The organism is Stagnimonas sp. FW305-C-60 (assembly GCF_058782965.1).
On the sequence record NZ_JBYSYF010000002.1, the window covers coordinates 826,081 to 845,713 of the forward strand.

The following is a 19,633-nucleotide window of genomic DNA, read 5'->3' on the forward strand; positions in this document are numbered from 1 at the left end:
ATGGCGCTAGAAACGCTTGAGCACGCCACCCAGCACCTGCGCGCGGGTGCTGTGCAGGCGCTGGATCAGGCTCTTCCAGTCGCGCGTCGGCGTGCGGTGCAGGCGCGCCAGCGGCAGCGCGGCGCCGGCATGGCTGGCCACCGCCAGGGCATCAGAGACGCTCGCCACCGCCGGGGTGTCGAAGACGATGTGCCGGTAGCGCCGGCGCCAGCCGACCAGCAGCGCGCTGAGCGCGTCGGAAGACAAGAGCTCCAGCGGATTGCCGGCGCTGAGCCCGGCGGTGAGCAGGCTCAGTTGCGGCAGGCCGTTGACGCCGTTGATCTGCGGCGCAGCGGTCTCGGCCAGGGCATTGGCGAGACCCTGCGCGTTGTCGAGCCCGAACAGCCGGTGCAGGCCGGGGTTGCGCAGGTCGGCATCGACCAGCAGCGTCGGCTGCTTGAGCTGCGCGCAGCTGATCGCCAGTTCCGCCGCCAGCCGGCTGCGGCCCTCGCCGCGCTGGCTGCTGACCACCGCCAGTACATTGGTCGCGGCCTCGCCCTGGCGCAGCAGGATGCTGGTGCGCAGCGCGCGGATCTGCTCGCTGTGCGGGTCGAAAGGGTCGTGCGCCACCACCAGCTGCGCATCCGGCTGGGCCCGCGCCGGCCGCTCGGAATCGAGATTGCGGCTGGCGCTGAGCGCGGCATCGACATCGGCCTGGGTGACCAGGCCCAGGCGCAGCGCCGCTTCGGAAAACCGCAGCTCTTCGCGGGCACGCAGCTCGGCGATCGCCTGCAAGGCCTCCTCGCCGAGCCCGACGTAGCGGATCAGGTACTGGGCGACGTGGGTCGGGTCCTCGATGCTGGCGAACTGACGGCCGGGAACCAGGCTCATTTCAGCGTCCCCAGTTCCGCCAGCACCGGCTCGGTCATCTCGCCCTGCATGTCCTCGGCGCAGCGGATGCGCCGGTGCAGCAGCTCCCAGCCCAGGCAGCCCGCCATCGCCAGCAGGCCACCGGCCAGAAGGCCGAGAACCACATTGACCTTGGCCTTGGGCTTGATCGGCTTGGTCGGCAGCGGCGCGATGCTGACCACCGAGACATTGCTGTACTTGGTGGCGCTCGAGCGCAGCACGGTTTCATAGCCCTGCACGGCGCGGTCGTAGACGGTCTTGGCCGCCTCCAGCGCGCGCAGCAGGCTGGCACCTTCCTCCTGCAAGCGCCGGGTCTCCAGCAGCCTCAGCCGCTGCGCCTCGGCCGCCTCGGCAACCCCGGCGGCGCCACCGCTGGCACGGGCGGCATCGCCGCGCACACCGTCCTGAAACAGCTCGCTCTCGCGCGCCAGCCGGGTCCGCAGCGCCTCGATCTCGGTGGCCACCGCCACGTATTCCGGATGCCGTGGGCCCAGGGTCTTGGACAGCTCGGCGAGCCGCGCTTCCTGGCTGGCCAGCTGGGTCTTGAGATTCTGGATGTAGGGATTGCCGAGCAATTCGATATTGGCCTCGCCGGCGCCGCTGGCCTGCCGCAGCCGCTCGTACTCGGAGCGGCGCAGCGCGGCGCTGCGGCTTTCGTCCTCCAGTTGCAGGCGGCGCTGGTTGAGCCCGAGCAGGCTCTGCGCCTCGACATCGACCCTGGCGTCGAGATCGATCAGGCCGCTGCGCTCGCGGAATTCGCTGACCCTGGCCTGCGCCGCGTCCACCGCCTTGCGCAGGCTCTCTAGCTGCTCGGAATACTCGCGGGCGCGCGCCTGCGCCGGCTCCAGGCTGCGCTTCAGATGCAGCTCGGCATAGGTCTCGGCGATGGTGTTGACCGCGCGCGCCACCTCGGCCGGGTTCTTGCCCTGCCAGCTGATGCTGATCAGCCGGCTGTCCTTGTAGGGCGCCACGCTGAGCTTCTCGGCCAGCACTTTTTCCATCAGGTACTGGCGCAGCTCGCCGTCACGGCTGGCGACATAGCCCTTGGCGAATTCCGGCTTGCCCACCCAGCCCAGCTTGTCGATCACCGGCAAGAGCACGCTGGGGCTTTCGATCAAGGCCTTCTGGGTAGACATGTAGCTGGTCGCCAGCATCTGCGGAAAGTCGCGGCCGCTGGCCGGGTCGTTGACCTCGAAATCGACGTACAGCGAGGCGCTGGCCTCGTAGACCTTGGCCAGCACCAGCTTGCTGAGCACGCCGGCGATGAAGGCGCAGCCGAACATGCTGCCGAGGATGATCCAGCGGTAATAGCGCAGCGCCGCCCACAGCTGCGCCAGCGAGATGCCGGGGCTGAGATAGGCGGCCGGCAGCAGGGCCGGTGTCGCCTGGATCGCCGGGTCGCTCAAAACAGCCTCTCCCGTACGTAGATCACGTCATTGGGCAGCAGGGTATCGCTGAGTGTGGCCGCCTGGGTTTGCAGCTGGCCGTTCTCGCCCTGGCGGCGGAGGTCGATGCGGCGGTCGCTGCCCTTGTCGCTGAGGCCGCCGGCCAGCGACAGCGCCTGGATCACCGTCAACCCCGGCTTGAGCTTGTAGGCATTGGGCGATTTCACCTCGCCGTAGATGTAGAACAGCTCGGCCTTGGGCACCACCACGGTGTCGCCGGCGAGCAACTCGAAATACTGTTGGCCGGCACCGGCCTGCAACAGCGCATCGAGGTCGATCTCGTAGCGGGTCACCACGCTGTCCTCGGGGCGCAGGATGTAGGCGAGCTGGGCGCCGCTGTCGTTGATGCCGCCAGCCAGAGCCAGCGCGTCGAGGATGGACAACCGGGTGCGCATGGCAAAGCGGCCCGGGGACTTCACCTCGCCCAGCACCGAGAGCTGCTGGCTCTGGTAGTCGCTGAGCGTCACCGTCACCTGCGGATCGACCAGGTACTGGCCATCCCGATAGGCCTGGGCGATGCGCTGCGCCGCCTGCTGGGGGCTGAGGCCCAGCACCGGCACGGCGCCGATCAGGGCGGCGGTCACCAGACCATCGCCAGAGACATTGCCGCTGGCCGACAGCTCCGGGCGGCCGAGCACGGTGATGACTACGGTATCGCCGGCGCCGATCAGAAAGCCGGGCATGGCAGCCGGCGGCGGCATGCGCCCCACCGGCGTGCGGTTGCTGCCCTCGGGGATCGCCGCCTGCCGCCAGGCAGCAGCGGGCGCCGCCGGCTCTGGCGCTGGCGCGGCCTCGCTGGCGGTGGCGGCTTGGCTCGCTGACGTCGCCAGCGACGGCTCGGCGGCCGGCGGCAACTCGCTCAGCGCCGGCAGCGAACCCAGCGGATCGCTGGCGAGATAGATCGCCGGCCGTCGCGGGCTGGGTTCTTCGGCATAGCCTGCGGGCGATTCGGCCGGCGGCGGCAACAGGCTGGGCAGCGCCGACGGGATGGGCTGGCGGGCCGGCTCGCCGGCGCTGGCCGGCATCTGCCCGGCAGTGCTAGCCGCGGGCGGCGGCAGACCGGCGGCCTGCCAGGGCGGCGGCACTTCGGCGGGCGGCATCAGCCAGGCGCAGGCCGAGCAGAACAGGCCCAGGGCCGGGGCAGCGATGCCCAGCCCGAACCGATGCCACCGCTGCTTGCCGGTCGTCTTTCCCATACCCCCGTGCACGCCGGGAAGATCGTGATGCCGGAGATTATCACGAAGCCCTAGTGGCTCCGGCACTGCTTAGCCACAAGTAATTGTGGCCAGGGCATTTGCACCCGGCGCGCCTCGCCGGGCTTGAATGGGCCAAGGCGGGGCTTATGTTGAGCCCGTACCCGCAAGGCCAAGAGGCCGGCGGGAGCCCCGCACCATCTCAAGGAGTCATGCCTCATGCGCATGGACAAACTGACCAGCCGGTTCCAGGAGGCGCTGAGCGAAGCGCAGAGCCTTGCTGTCGGCCGCGATCACAACGCCATCGAACCCGTCCACGTCGCCCTCGCCCTGCTCGACCAGGAAGGCGGCGGCGCCCGTCCCCTGCTGCAACAGGCCGGCATCAATGTCGATCTCTTGCGCAGCAAGCTCAGCCAGGCCCTGGACCGCCTGCCTACCGTCGGCCAGGCCGACGGCAATGTGCAGGTCGGGGCTGAGCTTTCGCGCCTGCTCAATCTCTGCGACAAGCTGGCGCAGAAGCAGGGCGACCAGTTCATTTCCAGCGAGCTGTTCTTCCTTGCCGCGCTCGACGGCCGCGACCCGCTCGCCGAGGCGCTCAAAGCCGCCGGCGGCCGCAAGGAGCTGCTGGAGAAGGCCATCGCCACCGTGCGCGGCGGCGCCAAGGTCGACTCCGCCAATGCCGAGGATCAGCGCCAGGCGCTGGACAAATACACCGTCGATCTCACCGAGCGCGCCCGCGGCGGCAAGCTCGACCCGGTGATCGGCCGCGACGAGGAAATCCGCCGCGCCATCCAGATCCTCGCCCGCCGCACCAAGAACAATCCGGTGCTGATCGGCGAGCCTGGCGTGGGCAAGACCGCCATCGTCGAGGGCCTGGCGCAGCGCATCGTCAACGGCGAAGTGCCGGAGTCGCTCAAGGACAAGCGCCTCTTGACGCTGGACCTCTCGGCGCTGATCGCCGGTGCCAAGTTCCGCGGCGAATTCGAGGAGCGCCTGAAGGCGGTGCTCAACGACCTGGCCAAGCAGGAAGGCCGGGTGATCCTGTTCATCGACGAGATCCACACCCTGGTCGGCGCCGGCAAGGCTGAAGGCTCGATGGACGCCGGCAACATGCTCAAGCCCGCCCTCGCGCGTGGCGAGCTGCGTTGCATCGGCGCCACCACGCTGGACGAGTACCGCAAGTACGTCGAGAAGGACGCCGCACTGGAGCGGCGCTTCCAGAAGGTGCTGGTCGGCGAGCCGAGTGTCGAGGACACCATCGCCATCCTGCGTGGCCTGAAGGAGCGCTACGAGGTGCACCACGGCGTCGACATCACCGACGGCGCGCTGATCGCGGCGGCGAAGCTCAGCCACCGCTACATCACCGACCGCCAGCTGCCGGACAAGGCGATCGACCTGATGGACGAGGCGGCGAGCCGCATCCGCATCGAGATCGACTCCAAGCCCGAGGCCCTGGACCGTCTCGACCGCCGGCTGATCCAGCTCAAGATCGAGCGCGAGGCCCTGAAGAAGGAAAGCGACGAGGGCGCCAAGCGCTCGCTCGCCGCGCTCGAAGAGCAGATCAGCAAGCTGGAGCGCGAGTGCGCCGATCTCGAAGAGCAGTGGAAGGCCGAAAAGGTCACCGTGCAGGGCTCGGCCAGCGTCAAGGAAGAGCTGGAGAAGGCGCGCATCGAGCTGGAAGCGGCGCGCCGCGGCGGCGACCTGGCGCGCATGGCGGAGCTGCAGTACGGCCGCATTCCCGAGCTGGAAAAGCGCGCCGCCGCCGCGGTGCAGCCGAGCGAATCCGCGACGCCCTCGCCGGCCCAGGCCAACCGCCTGCTGCGCACCAGCGTCAGCGAGCACGAGATCAGCGAAGTGGTCAGCCGCTGGACCGGCATCCCGGTCAGCAAGCTCTTGGAAGGCGAGCGCGACAAGCTGCTGCGCATGGAGACCGCCCTGCACGAGCGGGTGGTCGGCCAGGACGAGGCGGTGGTGTCGGTCTCCAATGCCATCCGCCGCTCGCGCGCGGGCTTGTCCGACCCCAACCGGCCGATCGGCAGCTTCCTGTTCTTGGGCCCCACCGGCGTCGGCAAGACCGAGCTGTGCAAGGCGCTGGCGAGCTTCCTGTTCGATACCGAAGAGGCCATCGTCCGCATCGACATGAGCGAGTTCATGGAGAAGCATTCGGTGAGTCGCCTGATCGGCGCCCCGCCCGGCTATGTCGGCTACGACGAGGGCGGCACGCTCACCGAGGCGGTGCGCCGCCGGCCTTATTCGGTGGTGCTGTTCGACGAGGTCGAAAAGGCCCATGCCGATGTCTTCAACGTGCTGCTGCAGGTGCTCGACGACGGCCGCCTGACCGATGGCCAGGGCCGCACCGTGGACTTCCGCAACACCGTGATCGTGATGACCAGCAACCTCGGCTCGCATCTCATCCAAGAGATGATGAGCAAGGAGGCGACCAAGGGCGATTACGCGGCAATCCGCGAGGCGGTGATGGCGGTGGTCGGCCAGCACTTCCGGCCGGAGTTCATCAACCGCATCGACGAGGCGGTGGTGTTCCATCCGCTGGCGGCCAAGCAGATCCGCGCCATCGCCGCGATCCAGACCCAGCGCCTGGTGTCCCGGCTCAAGGAGCGCAACATCGGCATCACCTTCTCCGATGCCGCGCTGGATCACCTCGCTGAGGCCGGCTACGACCCGATCTACGGCGCGCGGCCGCTCAAGCGCGCGGTGCAGGCCGAGGTCGAGAACCCGCTGGCGCGGGAGATCCTCGACGGCAAGTTCGCCGCCGGCGATACCGTGCAGGTGGGGGTGAAGGACGGCGTGCTGAGCTTCGGACGCGGTTAAGGCCCGAAGCAGCCAAACAAAAACGGCCGGTCATCATGACCGGCCGTTTTTTGTTCCGGCGCTAGCTCAGGGCGCGCTCTTGGCGGCCGCCGGCAGCGCGGTCTCGGCCAGGCGCTGGGCCAGCCGGTCGGCCGGCACATAGCCGTTGACCACTTCGCCATTGGGCAACACCAGCATCGGCGTGCCGCGCAGGCCCAGCTCGCCGCCGAGGTTGTACTCGGCCAGCACCGGGGTCTTGCAGCCTTCCGGCGCCGCCGGCAGATGCACGCCCTGCTTGGCCTTGGTCAGCGCTCCCTTGCGATCCATCGAGCACCAGACCGACTCGGCCTGCTTGAAGGACTCGCTGCCAGGGCCGCTGCGCGGATAGAACATGTAGCGGATGCCGATGCCGAGATCGTTGTAGCTGGCGATCTCGCTGTGCAGCTTGCGGCAGTAGCCGCAATCGACGTCGGTGAACACCGTCACCACGTTCTGCAACTGGCCCTTGGGCGGGAAAAACTCGATGGACTCGCTGCCATGCTGGGCCAGGGCGTCCAGGCGCAGCTTGCGGCGGCTGTTCTCGGTGAGTTCCTCGCCGGTCTCTAGATTCACCAGGTCGCCGGAGATCAGGTATTTGCCGTCGGCGCTGACGTAGCCAAACATCGAGCCGCGGCGCACTTCGTAGAGGCCGGGGATGGCGGCCGGGTGTACCGAGTCGAGCACCAGGTCCGGCATCGCCTTGGTCAACCGCGCGCGCAGTTCGGCAGCGTCCGGCGTTTCGGTGCTGAGCGCGGCGGCCGGCTTGGCCGGCTCGCTCTGCGCGGGCGGCTCAGCCTGGGGCTCACCCGGTTCCGGCATCGGCGGCGCGCAGGAGGCGGTGGTGGCGGCGAGGGAAACGGAAGCGAAGATCAGGGCCAGGCGGCCCGGGCGGAACAGGAGCATTGCGAGGTCACGGGGAATTGAAGCGGCGAGAGTATGACAAATCCGATTCCAGTCGGTTCGCGGCAGGCGCGGCCGCCGGGCTGCTTGCGTAGGGCTTTCGTCGTGTTTGGCGGCGCCCATGGCCGGGCGTTCGCTCGCTCCTGACCTCAGCTCATCCTTGCCATCCCTGGCGTGGCTGCATCGTTCTTGCTTACCCCCGGCCCGGCCGTCCATGGCCGGGCGTTCGCCCGTTTTCTTGCCTTCGGCAAGAAAACGGGCTCACCCCCTCGGATGATGCTGGGCGTGCAGGGCTTTCAGCCGCGCGCGGGTGACGTGGGTGTAGATCTGGGTGGTGGAGAGGTCGGCGTGACCGAGCAGGCTCTGCACCGCGCGCAGGTCGGCGCCGTTTTCCAGCAGATGGGTGGCGAAGGCGTGGCGCAGGGTATGCGGCGACAGCGAGGCCACCGGGATGCCGGCGTTGCGCGCATGCTGCTTGATGCGGTGCCAGAAGTTGTGGCGGGTCATGGCCTCGCCGCGATTGCTGAGGAACAGCGCATCGCTGCGGCTGGCGGCGTCGGCATAGGCCGGCCGCGCCTCTTGCAGCCAGCGCTGGATGGCCAGCTGCGCCACCTCGCCCATCGGCACCAGACGTTCGCGACCGCCCTTGCCCAGCACCAGCACCAGGCCGCGCTGCAGATTGACCCGTGGCAGCGGCAGGCCGACCAGCTCGCTGACCCTGAGGCCGCTGGCGTACATCAGTTCCAGCATCGCCCGGTCGCGCAGGCCCTGCGGGCTGTCGTCGGGTGCCGCCAGCAGGCGTTCGACCTCGGCCGGCGCCAGGGTCTTGGGTAGGCCCCGCCCCTGTCTGGGGGCCTCCAGCAGGCGGGTGGGATCGTCCGCGCGGCGGCGCTCGCGCACCAGCCAGCGGTAGAAGCGGCGGGCGGCGGTGAGATGGCGGGCCTGGGAGCGGGCATTGAAGCCCTGCCCGGCCTGGCGCGGGTCGGCGCGCCGCTGGCGGTCGGCGAGGTAATCACGCAGCTCGGCTTCGTCGGCCTCCAGCAGGCTGCGGCCGCGCGCCGCCAGCCAGCGGCCGTAGAGACTGAGGTCGGACTGGTAGGCGGCCAGACTGTTCTTCGACAGGCCGTGCTCGAGCAGCAGCATGTCGGCGAAATCCGCCAGCAGGGCGCGGTCGGCGGCGGACAGCGGCGGCGAATCGGCGGACGAGGGCATCTCTCTATAATAGGGAGATGCCTGCGCGCGTTCTTCGCTCCCTGTTCAGACCCTTGTACGGCGCCTACGCGACCGGTGCTTTCGCGCTGGCGGTGCTGCCGCTGTGCCTGCTGATCATCAGCGGCCCGACGCTACGCAGCCGCCGCGCCATCGGCCGCGCCGGCAGCCACGGCATCATGCGCCTGATCGGCTGCCCGATCCGGGTCAGCGGCCTGGAGCATCTGCCCGATGGCCCCTGCGTCTGCGTCGCCAACCACGCCAGCTATCTCGACGGCATGGTGCTGACCGCGGCGCTGCCCGCCCACTTCAGCTTTCTGGTGCAGCACGGCGCCGCCGACTGGCCGCTGGTGGGTCGGACCATCCGCCGGATGGGCGTGAGCTTCGTCAACCGCGGCTCGCCGCGCGAGGCGGCGGTGGCGACCCGCGATCTGCTGCGGCGTCTGCACGAGGGCGAGTCCTTCGCGATCTTCGCCGAGGGCACCTTCAAGGCCGAGCCCGGTCTGCTGCCGTTCCAGCCCGGCGCCTTCGCCATCGCCAGCCGCGCGACGGTGCCGGTGCTGCCGGTGGTGATCCGCGGCACCCGCACGGTGTTGCCGGAAGGCGCGCGCCTGCCCCGGCGCAGCCAGATCGAAATCGAGATCCTGCCGCCGCTGCACCCCGAAGGCAGCGGCCGGGATGCGGCGCATCAACTGCGGGACGCCGTGCGTGCCGTGATCCTGGACCGCTGCGGCGAGCCAGATACCCTAGTCCCGGCGCCAGGCCCATGAAACTTCCCAGCCTCACCCCAGGCACGCATACGCGCTTCGCGCGCGGCGCGGCGCTCGCCGACCCGCACCACATCGCGCGTCCCCACAGCGTCGAGCAGATCCAGTCGGAAGTGCTGCGCTGCGCCGAGGACGGCGAGCGTCTGCGCGTGGCCGGCGGCGGCACCGCCGCCAACCAGCTCTGGCGTACCGACGAGAACCTGCTGGCGCTGGATCATTTCCGTGGCGTCGAGTCCTCCGACCTCGAACGCGGGCGAGTCTGGGTCCGCGCCGGCACCACGCTGGGCGCGCTGGCGGAATGGCTGCGCGAGCGCGGCCTGGCCTTGCCGGTGGATGGCTGGCCGGCGGCGGCGACCGTCGGCGGCGCAGTCAGTGTCGGCGCCCATGGCTCCGGTCCGCTGCAGCGCAACCTCTCGGCCTGCGTCAGCGCGGTCGGCCTGACCACCGCCGACGGCGTGTTTCGCCGGGTCTCCGCCGAAGAAAACGCCGAGCTGTTCGACGCCGCCCGCCTGTCGCTGGGCGCACTGGGCGTGGTCAGTCATGTCGAACTGAGCTGCGAGCTGGCGCAACCACTGCGGGTGCGCCTGTTCAAGAGCGCGCTGGAAGACACCCTGGCGCGCCTGCCGGAACTGCGCGCCAAGGCGCGGCACCTGTCCTTCGAGTGGTTTCCGGGCACCGGCGCCACCCGTGTCCAGGTCGCCCTGCCGGCGCAGGAGTTGCCGCCACGCCGCGCCGCCCTGAGCGCCCAGGGTCGAGAATGGCTGATGCGCAATGCCGGACACTGGCTGCTGGCGCGGGTCAGTCAGGAACTCCCCCGCCTCGCCGGCGGTGCGCAGCGGCTGGCGATGCAGGCGCTGCCGGAGGCCGACCGCATCGACGCCGCCCCCGAGCCCAAGGCACGGCCGCTGCTGCGCCAGGCCGAGCTGCTGGAGTACCAGCTGGCGGTCAGCGATCTGCCCGAGGCGCTGGCCCAGCTGGAGCGCCTGCTGAACCTGCTGGGCGCGCGCGGCTACGCCGCCGTGCAGGTCGGCTTTGTCGCCGCCGATGGGGTCTGGCTGTCGCCGGCGTATCAGCGCGATTCCGCCTTCATCCGGCTGAAGCGCTTCCGTGGCGCGCCGATGCCGGCGGTGACCCGCGCCTTCGTCGACGTGCTGGACCGCTACGACGCGCGCCCGCACTGGGGTTCGCCGCACAGCAAGGAGAGCGGCGAGCTGGCCGCGCTGTATCCGCGCTGGCGGGACTTCCTGGCGCTGCGCGCGCGGCTGGACCCGCGCGGAGTCTTCCTCAACGACTACCTGGGGCGCCTGTTCGGGGTGACGCTGCCGTGATCGAAACCCTGGCGCCCAAGGCGCGCTACCAACTGGATCTGCAGCGCGAGGGCTTCGCCGCCGACCCGGCCCAGGCACTGGCGGTCGAGGCGCTGCAGACGGTCTACGAGCAGTTGCTCGCGCATCCGCCGAAGCGGCGCCTGGGCAGCAGCCGGCTGCGCTGGCCGGCGGTAAAGGGCCTGTACTTCTGGGGCGGGGTCGGTCGCGGCAAGACCTATCTGATGGATCTCTTCTACGAAGCCCTGCCGTTCTCGCGCAAGCGCCGCACCCACTTCCACCGCTTCATGCTCGATGTGCACGAGCGCCGGCGCCGCTACCCGGAGGTGCGCGACCCCTTGAGCAAAGTCGCCGAGGAGATCGCCGACGAGGTGCGAGTGCTGTGCTTCGACGAGTTCTTCGTCTCCGACATCGCCGACGCGATGATCCTCGGCCGACTGATGGAAGCCCTGTTCGCGCGCGGCGTCACCCTCATCACCACCAGCAACATCGCCCCGGATGGCCTCTACAAGGACGGCCTGCAAAGGCAGAACTTCCTGCCCGCGATCGAAACCCTGAAGCGCAACGTGCGGGTGCTCAACGTCGATCACGGCATCGACTACCGGCTGCGCTACCTGACCGACGCCGAACTCTATCTCTGCCCCTGCGACAGCGCCTGCGAGGAAAAGCTGGCGCTGTACTTCCGGCGCTTCGCCGGCCAGGAAGGACAAAGCGGCGTGAACCTCGACATCCACGGCCGCGAACTGACCGCCCGCCAGCGCGCGCCCGGCGTGGTCTGGTTCGACTTTGGCGAACTCTGCGAGGGGCCGCGTGGCGCGGCCGACTACATCGAGCTGGCGCACCTGCATCACACCCTGCTGCTGTCGCGGGTGCCGCAGCTGACGGTTGCCGACGAGAACGAGGCGCGGCGCTTCATCACCCTGGTCGACGAGCTCTACGACCGGGGCGTGAAGCTGATCATCGCCGCCGATGTGCCGCTGGAAGAGCTCTACCGCGGCGAGCGCTTGGTCTTTGAATTCGCCCGCACCCGTTCGCGGCTGCAGGAGATGCGCTCGCTGGAGTACCTACAGCAGCCGCACAAGCCCTGAGGCGGCCCTAGGAGGTCGCGGCCGCGGTGTCGACGTCGGCTTCCGCAGAGCGCAGGGTGCGCGCGGAGTCCAGCGGTGCCGCCACCAGCCAGCGCGGCACCCGGAAACGCACGATGCCGATGTACAGCACGCCGTAGCTGACGATGAACAGGGCGGCAAACAGCATCAGGATCAGCGGCCGATTCCAGAACAGCACCGCCGGCACGATGCTCATCAGCGCCAGCCCCCAGAGATACACCGAGGTCAGGGAATTGCGCAGGATGCGGTGCTCCGGGCTCGGCGAGCCGACGTAGCGCTTCATCAGCCGGCGGTAGACCAGCTGGTGCAGATGCAGGGCATCGGGCTGGCCCATCCGGTGCAGACCGCCCTCGCTGCCGCGGCGGATCATCGAGAACACCGTCTCCCAGACCGGGTAGATCATCAGCAGCATCGGACACCAGGCCGAGACGCCGGGATTGCGATGCACCAGCAGGATCGCCATTTCGGCAAACAGGAAACCGAGGAAGTAGGCGCCGGAATCGCCCAGGAAGATGCGGCCGTAAGGAAAGTTCCAGGCCAGAAAGCCGGCCACCGCGATCACCGCGACCACCGAGACCCGCAGCACGAAGGCGTCGCCGACCTGCCAGGCCACCAGGGCCATGCCGGCAAAGGCGGCGGCGATGACAAAACCACTGAGGCCGTTGTAGCCGTCGATGATGTTGACCGCATGGGCGACACCACCGGCGGCGAACAGGGTGAGCGCGAAGGCGGCGAGCGGATAGGCCAGCAGCAGGCCGTCCACCACCGGCAGATCCAGACGCAGCAAGCGGGCGTCGAGCAGCCACCAGCCGATGGCGGCGGCGATCATGGTGAACAGCAGACGCGGGCTGACGCCGGCCTTGCGGGTGACGTCTTCCAACAGGCCGATGCCGAACGCCGGGAGGGTGCAGACCAGGAGACGCACGCTGCGGTCGATCTCGGAATTGCTGAGCCAGGCGGCGAGCAGGATGGTGGTCACGAAGGCGGCAAACACCGGCACGCCGCCCAGGCGCGGCACCCAGTGATCGTGAAACTTCTGCACCCCCGAAGCTTCGTCGGAACCAATCTGGTGATGGCGGGCCAGCAGGATGGTCAGCCAGGTGAACCAGAAGCTCGTCAGCGAGCCGAGAACGATATACGCCAGCATAGTGACCTCTAAGACCCGAACCACATCGCGGTTAACACCGAGCAAACCCCGCGCCAGCCATCAGGCTTTGGAGTTACGCAGCTGTTAGGGAACGTCCTGCAAACAGAACGTGGTGCAGCGATGCCGGTTGACCGGCTTTACAAGCTGACAACAAATTGTCAGCTTCCGTCAACCTGATTCGGGTTTTTGCTCAGATGCAACACAAATCGTCAGGTCCGGCCTTTCGCCGGCCCTGGCTCAGGCGGCGTCGATACGGCTCAGCAGTTGCTCGGTCTGCCGGCGCATCAGCGCGGCATCGCCACGGGCCTCGACGTTCAGGCGCAGCACCGGCTCGGTATTGGAGCCGCGCAGGTTGAAGCGCCAGCTGCCGTAATCGCAGGAGAGGCCATCGACCTTCTCGACCAACTGGGCAGCGGGTGCGTACTCGGCTTCGATGCGGGCGATGGTGACACGCACGTCGCGAACCTGGCGGTTGATCTCGCCGGAGGCCGGATAGGCGCGCATACGGTCCTCGACCAGCTGCGACAGCGTCTTGCCAGTGCGCGACACCAGCGCCGCGACCAGCAGCCAGGGGATGTGGCCGTTGTCGCAATAGGCGAAGTCGCGGAAGTAATGGTGAGCGCTCATCTCGCCGCCGTAGATAGCGTTCTCGGCGCGCATGCGCTCCTTGATGAAGGCGTGCCCGGTCTTGCTCTGCACCGGCACGCCACCGGCGGCGCGCACCATGTCGACGGTGTTCCAGGTCAGCCGCGGGTCGTGGATGATCTTGGCGCCCGGCTCCTTGACCAGCAGGGCCTCGGCCAACAGGCCGACGATGTAATAGCCCTCGATGAAGCCGCCGTGCTCGTCGAACAAGAAGCAGCGGTCGAAGTCGCCGTCCCAGGCGACGCCGAAGTCGGCGCCGTACTCGCGCACAGCCGCGACAGTGTCGGCGCGCATTTCCGGCAGCAGCGGGTTGGGGATGCCATTGGGGAAATCACCGTCCGGCCGGTGATGTACGCGGATGAACTCGAAAGGCAGATGCGGCGCCAGCGCGTCGATCACTAGGCCGGCGGTGCCGTTGCCGGCGTTGACCACGATCTTCAGCGGCTTCAGCGGCTGACCCGCCACATAGCCTAGGAGGTGCTGCACATAGGCAGGCCGGAAGTCGGCCTTGGTCATCGCCGGCGCGCCCGCCGGCGCCAGGGCGCTGGAGGCGGCAACCCGCGCTTCCAGCTCGCGCAGACCGGAGTCGCCGGAAATGGGCACCGCGCCACCGCGCACCAGCTTCATGCCGTTGTAGTCCATCGGATTGTGGCTGGCGGTGACCATGATGCCGCCATCCACGCCCGGCTGTTGCGCCGCCCAGTAGACCTCTTCGGTGCCACCCAGTCCGATGTCCAGCACCTCGACCCCGCGCGCAACGAAGCCATGGGCCAGCGCCTGCAGCAGCGGCAGCGAGGAATGGCGGATGTCGCGTCCGAGCGCGATCTTCTTCGGCGCGAACAGCTCGGCGTAGGCGATGCCAAGCCGATAGGCGATATCCGGATTCAGCTCGTCCGGCACCCGGCCGCGGATGTCATAGGCCTTGAAGGCCGGCAGCCGGCTCATTTCGGGCTCCGGCCGTAGATGTCTTCGAAGCGGACGATGTCGTCCTCGCCCAGGTAGGACCCCGACTGCACCTCGATCAGCTCCAGCGGCACCCGGCCCGGATTCACCAGCCGGTGCTTCTCGCCCAGCGGAATGTAGGTGGACTGGTTCTCGGTGAGGATGAAGACCTTCTCCCCCACGGTGATCTCGGCGGTGCCCTTCACCACGATCCAGTGCTCGGCACGGTGGTGGTGCATCTGCAGGCTCAGCTTCTGACCGGGCTTGACGATGATGCGCTTCACCTGGAAGCGCTCGTCCATGGCAACGGTCTCGTAGCTGCCCCAGGGGCGATAGACCGTGGAGTGCTGGACTGCCTCGGATCGACCGTTCAGCTTGAGCTTGGCAACAATATGTTTGACGTCCTGAGCATGTTCTCGAGTCGTTACCAAGACGGCATCTTTGGTCTCCACAACGATGACGTCATCTACCCCGGCCAGCGCCACTAGTCGGCAACTGGCATGAATCAGGTTGTTGTGCGCATTGTGTAACCAGATGTCGCCGCGGGCAGCATTGCCATCCGAGTCTTTGGGTTGCTGGTCAAGGAAGGTCCAAGCACCGACATCATCCCAGCCAGCATCCATCAGAACTACCGCCGCCTTGTCGGTCTTCTCCATTACCGCGTAGTCGATGGATTCGTTGCGGCAAGCCCTAAAGCTCCGCGCGTCGAGCCTTACAAAGTCGAGATCAGCCTTGGCGAGAGCCAGCGCCTGCCGCACCTGCGAGGCCATCTCTGGTTCGAAGCGCGAAAGCTCACCCAACATCACATCGGCGCGAAATAGAAAAAGCCCGCCATTCCAGTAGTAGCCTCCCTCCGCAAGCATCGCCTCTGCACGCTCACGATCCGGCTTCTCGACAAATCGCTGCAACCGGTAGGCACCGTCCCCCTGGGCAACACCCACCTTGAGATAGCCGTAACCGGTCTCCGCGCGAGTGGGTTGAATACCGAACACAACGATCTGCCCGTCCCGGGCGACCTGACTCGCCGTCTGAACTGCCCGGATGAACGCGGCTTGGTCAGCGATAACGTGATCCGCGGCCATCAGCAAGACCAGCGCCTGCTCCCCGTATTTCGCCTGGGCATGCAGGGCGGCGCAGGCTGCCGCCGGCGCAGTGTTACGACCAGCCGGTTCAATCAGCACGCAAGCGTCCTGGATTCCCAGCTCACGTAACTGCTCGCCCACCAGGAAGCGTTGGTCTTCACCGCAGATCGCCACCGGAGATGCCGCTCCAGGAATAGCGGCCGCGCGCTGCGCAGTCACCTGTAACAGACTACGTTCCTCCAGCAGGCCTAGAAACTGCTTAGGGAACTGTTCGCGCGACAACGGCCACAGGCGGGTACCGGTACCGCCCGCCATCAGCACGGGCACCAGTGGCAGTTGTTCATTCATGGGACAGACCTAGCGAAGGTTTGTGAAAAATCGGACAGCCCGGTGATGGGGCGGCGATTCGGGGCGCTAAGACCATCGCGCGTCCCGGTGCGCCTTCAGTTTGAACAACAACTTGCGCGGCACCAACAGCCAAGGCGGCGTCTCACCCAACTGCCTCCACGCGCGGAAGGATTCCCGGTTATGGCGCCAGGAGCTACGCAACCCCGAAGTGCTGGCGCCGCCCTGCTGCATGCGCGTGAGCAGACGCGGCAGGTAACGGAACTCGACACCCGCCAACCCCAATTTGAGCATCAGCTTATAGTCGGCAGACAGCCGGAGGGTGGTATCAAACTCACCATAACGACTGTAAACGGCGCGTGGTAGAAAAGTGGCTGGATGCGGTGGATGCCAGCCCTGCCGCCAGCGAAGGCTGCTGTACTCGCCAGCACGCCAGCGGCGAGTGGTCTCTCCCTGACCGTTGAAGAATTCCAGGTCGCCATAGACCACGCAATCCTCAGCGCCGGCAAACGTTTCCGCCACCATCTCTAGCACGCCGTCATCAGCAAACAGATCATCGGAATTGAGCAGGGCCACGTAGCGCCCGCGCGCCCGCGCCAAACCCTTGTTCATCGCGTGATAAAGGCCCTGATCCGGCTCTGACAGCCAGTGCAATCGGGAATCACGACAAGCCTTGAGGATGTCGAGGGTGCCGTCGTTTGAACCGCCGTCGATTACCCAGTATTCCAGCTCACGTAGACTCTGGCCCAGAACGCTATCGATGGTGCGTTGCAGGGTAGCGGCGCTGTTGTAACTGACCGTAATTACGGTGAAGACGGCGGACATGAGTTCCAGGAAAGGGGCGACGACGAGGCGCAGCAGGTACTGATCGGTAGTGTGCCAGCAGGCTCAGCCGGAACCGAGACCAAGCAGGCCTCAGTGCGCTCCGCGAGCCAGCGTCTGGTTGGCCATGAACCAGGCATACGTCTGCTGCAGACCCTCACGCAGGGTGATCGTCTGCTGCCAGCCCATGCGCCGAAGCCGTCCGACATCTAGCAACTTGCGTGGGGTACCGTCCGGCTTGCTAGCATCCATTCGGAGTGAAGCCTTGAGGCCGACAACCTCCATGACTAGGCGCGCCAGTTCCTCAATGCTGATGTCCTCGCCAGCACCGACGTTGTAAAGCCCGCTAGCGATCCCTTGCTCCATCAGAAACACGCAAGCATCGGCCATGTCATCGACATGCAAGAACTCTCGCCTCGGTCGCCCCGTACCCCAAATTTCCAACTCCGTGGCACCATCAAGCTTAGCTTCGTGAGCCTTGCGAATCAGTGCCGGCAACACGTGGGAGTTGTTCAGATCAAAATTGTCATTCGGACCATAAAGGTTCGTTGGCATGGCACTCAGATAATGCGTACCGTACTGGCTGTTATAAGCCTCGCAGAGTTTGATGCCAGCAATCTTCGCGATCGCATATGGCTCGTTGGTGGGCTCCAGAGGCCCCGTTAACAGGTAGTCCTCTTGGATCGGCTGTGGACAGTCGCGTGGATAGATACAGCTGGATCCAAGAAATAAAAGGCGCTGTACACCGGCTTTCCAAGCGGCATGAATAAGGTTCGCTTCGATGGCAAGATTCTGGTAGAGAAATTCCGCCCGATAAGTATTGTTGGCCTGAATCCCACCGAACTTGGCAGCAGCCAGAAACACGTAATCGGGCCGCTCTGCCGCCAGAAACCCAGTAGCCGCCGCCTGATCAGTGAGATCCAACTCGGCATGACTACGCAGCAACAGGTTGTGATAGCCGCCAGTCTGCAGGCGGCGCACGATAGCGGCCCCCACCATGCCCCGGTGGCCAGCGACGTAAATCCGGGCATGGCGATTTAGCGAGGGCAACATTGGCGACCTATTCGTTGTGGCTAAAAGCCTTGAAACCTGCCTGAGTGACATGCACATCTCGCTCTGCCAAGCGGTAGTCCTCGCGCATCATCTCTGCGACCAAGTCGGCGAAGCTGGTTTTGGGTGTCCAGCCCAACTTCTCTCTGGCCTTGGTGGGATCTCCGAGGAGAGTCTCCACTTCCGCCGGTCGGAAATAACGGGAATCTACCCGCACAATCACCTGCCCCACTTGGCAGCGGCTGCGGCCGGCATCGATCACAACACCAGTCTCGCCAACGCCTTCGCCGATCCAGCTCAAGCGCATGCCGAGTTCGGCGGCAGCGTGGTTGACGAAGTCACGCACGCTGTACTGCACCCCGGTGGCGATCACGAAATCTTCGGGCTGATCCTGCTGCAGCATGAGCCACTGCATCTCGACGTAGTCTCGGGCGTGCCCCCAATCCCGCTGGGAATCGAGATTGCCAAGGTAGAGGCAGTCCTGCAGGCCCAAGGCAATGCGGGCCAGGGCGCGGGTGATTTTACGGGTAACGAAAGTCTCGCCGCGTAGCGGGGACTCGTGATTAAAAAGAATGCCGTTGCAGGCATACATCCCGTAGGACTCACGGTAATTCACCGTAATCCAATAAGCGTATAGCTTGGCAACGGCATACGGACTGCGGGGGTAAAAGGGCGTGGTTTCCTTCTGCGGGGTTTCCTGCACCAGGCCGTACAACTCCGAAGTGGAGGCCTGATAGAAGCGGGTCTTCTTTTCCAGCCCCAATATGCGGATAGCCTCGAGCACGCGGAGAGCGCCCAGCGCATCGGAATTGGCCGTGTACTCCGGCTCTTCGAACGACACCGCCACGTGAGACTGCGCCGCCAGGTTGTAGATTTCGTCCGGCTGCACCTGCTGGATGATGCGAATCAAACAACTGCTGTCGGTGAGGTCGCCGTGGTGGAGGACGAAGCGGCGGTTAGGCTCGTGAGGATCCTGGTAGAGGTGATCGATGCGGTCTGTGTTGAACAACGAAGCCCGACGCTTGATACCGTGGACGACATAGCCCTTGCGCAGCAAAAATTCAGCCAAGTACGCACCATCTTGGCCCGTGACCCCCGTGATCAGGGCTACTTTATTGGACATTGTTCTATTTCCCGGCGGCGGCGCCGTGACTTAAAGGGGGCTTGTGAAACGTACCGCATCGCACTTCGATGACAACGCATTGTCACCGGCCAGCAAGACGGGCAGCAAGCATCCGCACCCCGCCCCTCCGGCCGGGGCCCGTCCATGGTGGCTCAGAACGGCAAGAAGCTCGGCTCGCGGGTGAAGTGCAGGTAGCCGACATTGGCGCCGGCGCGCAGGCCGACGCCGGTGCGGATCGGTGCCAGCACGATGTCGTTGCTGCGTAGATAGTTCAGGCCGAAACCAGCCACCACGTAGATGCTGCCCTCGACGCCGGGAAAGCGCTGAAACAGCTGCTCGGTGCGATTGAGGTTGTAGACCAGGGTAAATACCTTGGAGGCGTTGCCGCCGAAGTCCCAACCGACGCTAGGCCCCTGCCAGAACACCGGACCACGGCCGCCGCCCTTGTAGGCGAGATAGCCCTGGCCATAGCGCAGGCCGACGCCGATGGCGCCGGAGCCTTCCTCGCCCTCGATGTAGGCCACTGGCGCGCCGTACTCGGAGAACACCCGCTCGACCGCCTTGGCCAGACCTTCGGAAGTACCGCCGAAGAAGGTCTTGGCGGCATCCAGCACCTCGTCCTGGGTATAGGTGCGGGTTTCCGCCGGGGCGTCGGGGACGCGGTTGCTGGCCCGATCAGACACCGTTTGCGGCTGACGCCCGTCGTCAGTGCCCCGCACATTGGTGCAGGCAGACAAGAGGCTCAGGACGGCGAGTGCAAGTAGACGGGCGCGCATGGAATTTCCTGGTGCGAAGGT

The 19,633-nt window shown here is 66.7% G+C and carries 16 protein-coding genes; 4 read left to right on the forward strand and 12 right to left on the reverse strand.

Annotated elements, in window-relative coordinates:
• Nucleotides 1-6: 6 nt before the first annotated feature.
• The 3 genes from AC3WT6_RS10695 to AC3WT6_RS10705 are packed head-to-tail and all read right to left on the reverse strand — an operon-like array spanning nucleotide 7 to nucleotide 3,529.
• The gene (locus AC3WT6_RS10695) at nucleotides 7-870 is read right to left on the reverse strand and encodes a CpsD/CapB family tyrosine-protein kinase (protein WP_492653560.1); all 864 of its coding nucleotides are present in this window, start codon (nucleotides 868-870) and stop codon (nucleotides 7-9) included.
• On the reverse strand, nucleotides 867-2,294 hold the full coding sequence (locus AC3WT6_RS10700) for a GumC family protein (RefSeq protein WP_492653561.1): 1,428 nt from the start codon (nucleotides 2,292-2,294) through the stop codon (nucleotides 867-869). The genes AC3WT6_RS10695 and AC3WT6_RS10700 overlap by 4 nt, the downstream gene beginning before the upstream one ends.
• Nucleotides 2,291-3,529, reverse strand: coding sequence for an SLBB domain-containing protein (locus tag AC3WT6_RS10705; RefSeq protein WP_492653562.1), 1,239 nt, complete (start codon nucleotides 3,527-3,529; stop codon nucleotides 2,291-2,293). Before AC3WT6_RS10705 ends, AC3WT6_RS10700 begins: the two co-directional genes overlap by 4 nt.
• A gap of 216 nt (nucleotides 3,530-3,745) precedes the next feature.
• Here AC3WT6_RS10705 and clpB point away from each other — a divergent pair, with 216 nt between their 5' ends.
• Nucleotides 3,746-6,355: an ATP-dependent chaperone ClpB gene (gene clpB, locus AC3WT6_RS10710; RefSeq protein ID WP_492653563.1), complete on the forward strand. Its 2,610-nt coding sequence runs from the start codon at nucleotides 3,746-3,748 to the stop codon at nucleotides 6,353-6,355.
• A gap of 66 nt (nucleotides 6,356-6,421) precedes the next feature.
• Here the strand turns inward: clpB and AC3WT6_RS10715 are convergent, their stop codons facing one another.
• Nucleotides 6,422-7,276 (reverse strand): DsbC family protein, encoded by an 855-nt coding sequence (locus AC3WT6_RS10715; RefSeq protein ID WP_492653564.1) that lies wholly within the window; start codon nucleotides 7,274-7,276, stop codon nucleotides 6,422-6,424.
• Between the two features lie 258 nt (nucleotides 7,277-7,534).
• The gene (xerD, locus tag AC3WT6_RS10720) at nucleotides 7,535-8,485 is read right to left on the reverse strand and encodes a site-specific tyrosine recombinase XerD (RefSeq protein ID WP_492653565.1); all 951 of its coding nucleotides are present in this window, start codon (nucleotides 8,483-8,485) and stop codon (nucleotides 7,535-7,537) included.
• Nucleotides 8,486-8,502: 17 nt separating this feature from the next.
• Here xerD and AC3WT6_RS10725 point away from each other — a divergent pair, with 17 nt between their 5' ends.
• From AC3WT6_RS10725 to zapE, 3 genes are read left to right on the forward strand one after another with little or no spacing between them, the layout of a single operon-like run.
• Nucleotides 8,503-9,252 carry a lysophospholipid acyltransferase family protein gene (locus AC3WT6_RS10725; protein ID WP_492653566.1) on the forward strand — a complete coding sequence of 250 codons (750 nt, stop codon included), beginning with the start codon at nucleotides 8,503-8,505 and terminating at the stop codon, nucleotides 9,250-9,252.
• Entirely contained in the window at nucleotides 9,249-10,577 is a 1,329-nt protein-coding gene (locus tag AC3WT6_RS10730) for a D-arabinono-1,4-lactone oxidase (protein ID WP_492653567.1), read from the forward strand. Before AC3WT6_RS10725 ends, AC3WT6_RS10730 begins: the two co-directional genes overlap by 4 nt.
• Entirely contained in the window at nucleotides 10,577-11,662 is a 1,086-nt protein-coding gene (zapE, locus tag AC3WT6_RS10735; protein ID WP_492653835.1) for a cell division protein ZapE, read from the forward strand. The genes AC3WT6_RS10730 and zapE overlap by 1 nt, the downstream gene beginning before the upstream one ends.
• Before the next feature lie 7 nt (nucleotides 11,663-11,669).
• Here the strand turns inward: zapE and AC3WT6_RS10740 are convergent, their stop codons facing one another.
• The 7 genes from AC3WT6_RS10740 to AC3WT6_RS10770 form a co-directional block, all read right to left on the reverse strand.
• The gene (locus AC3WT6_RS10740; RefSeq protein WP_492653568.1) at nucleotides 11,670-12,827 is read right to left on the reverse strand and encodes an MraY family glycosyltransferase; all 1,158 of its coding nucleotides are present in this window, start codon (nucleotides 12,825-12,827) and stop codon (nucleotides 11,670-11,672) included.
• A gap of 237 nt (nucleotides 12,828-13,064) precedes the next feature.
• Nucleotides 13,065-14,417, reverse strand: coding sequence for a phosphohexomutase domain-containing protein (locus tag AC3WT6_RS10745; RefSeq protein WP_492653569.1), 1,353 nt, complete (start codon nucleotides 14,415-14,417; stop codon nucleotides 13,065-13,067).
• Nucleotides 14,414-15,844 carry a mannose-1-phosphate guanylyltransferase/mannose-6-phosphate isomerase gene (locus tag AC3WT6_RS10750; protein ID WP_492653570.1) on the reverse strand — a complete coding sequence of 477 codons (1,431 nt, stop codon included), beginning with the start codon at nucleotides 15,842-15,844 and terminating at the stop codon, nucleotides 14,414-14,416. The genes AC3WT6_RS10745 and AC3WT6_RS10750 overlap by 4 nt, the downstream gene beginning before the upstream one ends.
• 66 nt (nucleotides 15,845-15,910) lie before the next feature.
• Nucleotides 15,911-16,666: a glycosyltransferase family 2 protein gene (locus AC3WT6_RS10755; RefSeq protein ID WP_492653571.1), complete on the reverse strand. Its 756-nt coding sequence runs from the start codon at nucleotides 16,664-16,666 to the stop codon at nucleotides 15,911-15,913.
• Nucleotides 16,667-16,756: 90 nt separating this feature from the next.
• Nucleotides 16,757-17,716, reverse strand: coding sequence for a GDP-L-fucose synthase (gene fcl / locus AC3WT6_RS10760; RefSeq protein ID WP_492653572.1), 960 nt, complete (start codon nucleotides 17,714-17,716; stop codon nucleotides 16,757-16,759).
• Nucleotides 17,717-17,723: 7 nt separating this feature from the next.
• Entirely contained in the window at nucleotides 17,724-18,836 is a 1,113-nt protein-coding gene (gene gmd / locus AC3WT6_RS10765; RefSeq protein ID WP_492653573.1) for a GDP-mannose 4,6-dehydratase, read from the reverse strand.
• A 152-nt stretch (nucleotides 18,837-18,988) separates the two neighbouring features.
• Entirely contained in the window at nucleotides 18,989-19,612 is a 624-nt protein-coding gene (locus tag AC3WT6_RS10770) for a DUF1134 domain-containing protein (protein WP_492653574.1), read from the reverse strand.
• Between the last annotated feature and the right edge of the window lie 21 nt (nucleotides 19,613-19,633).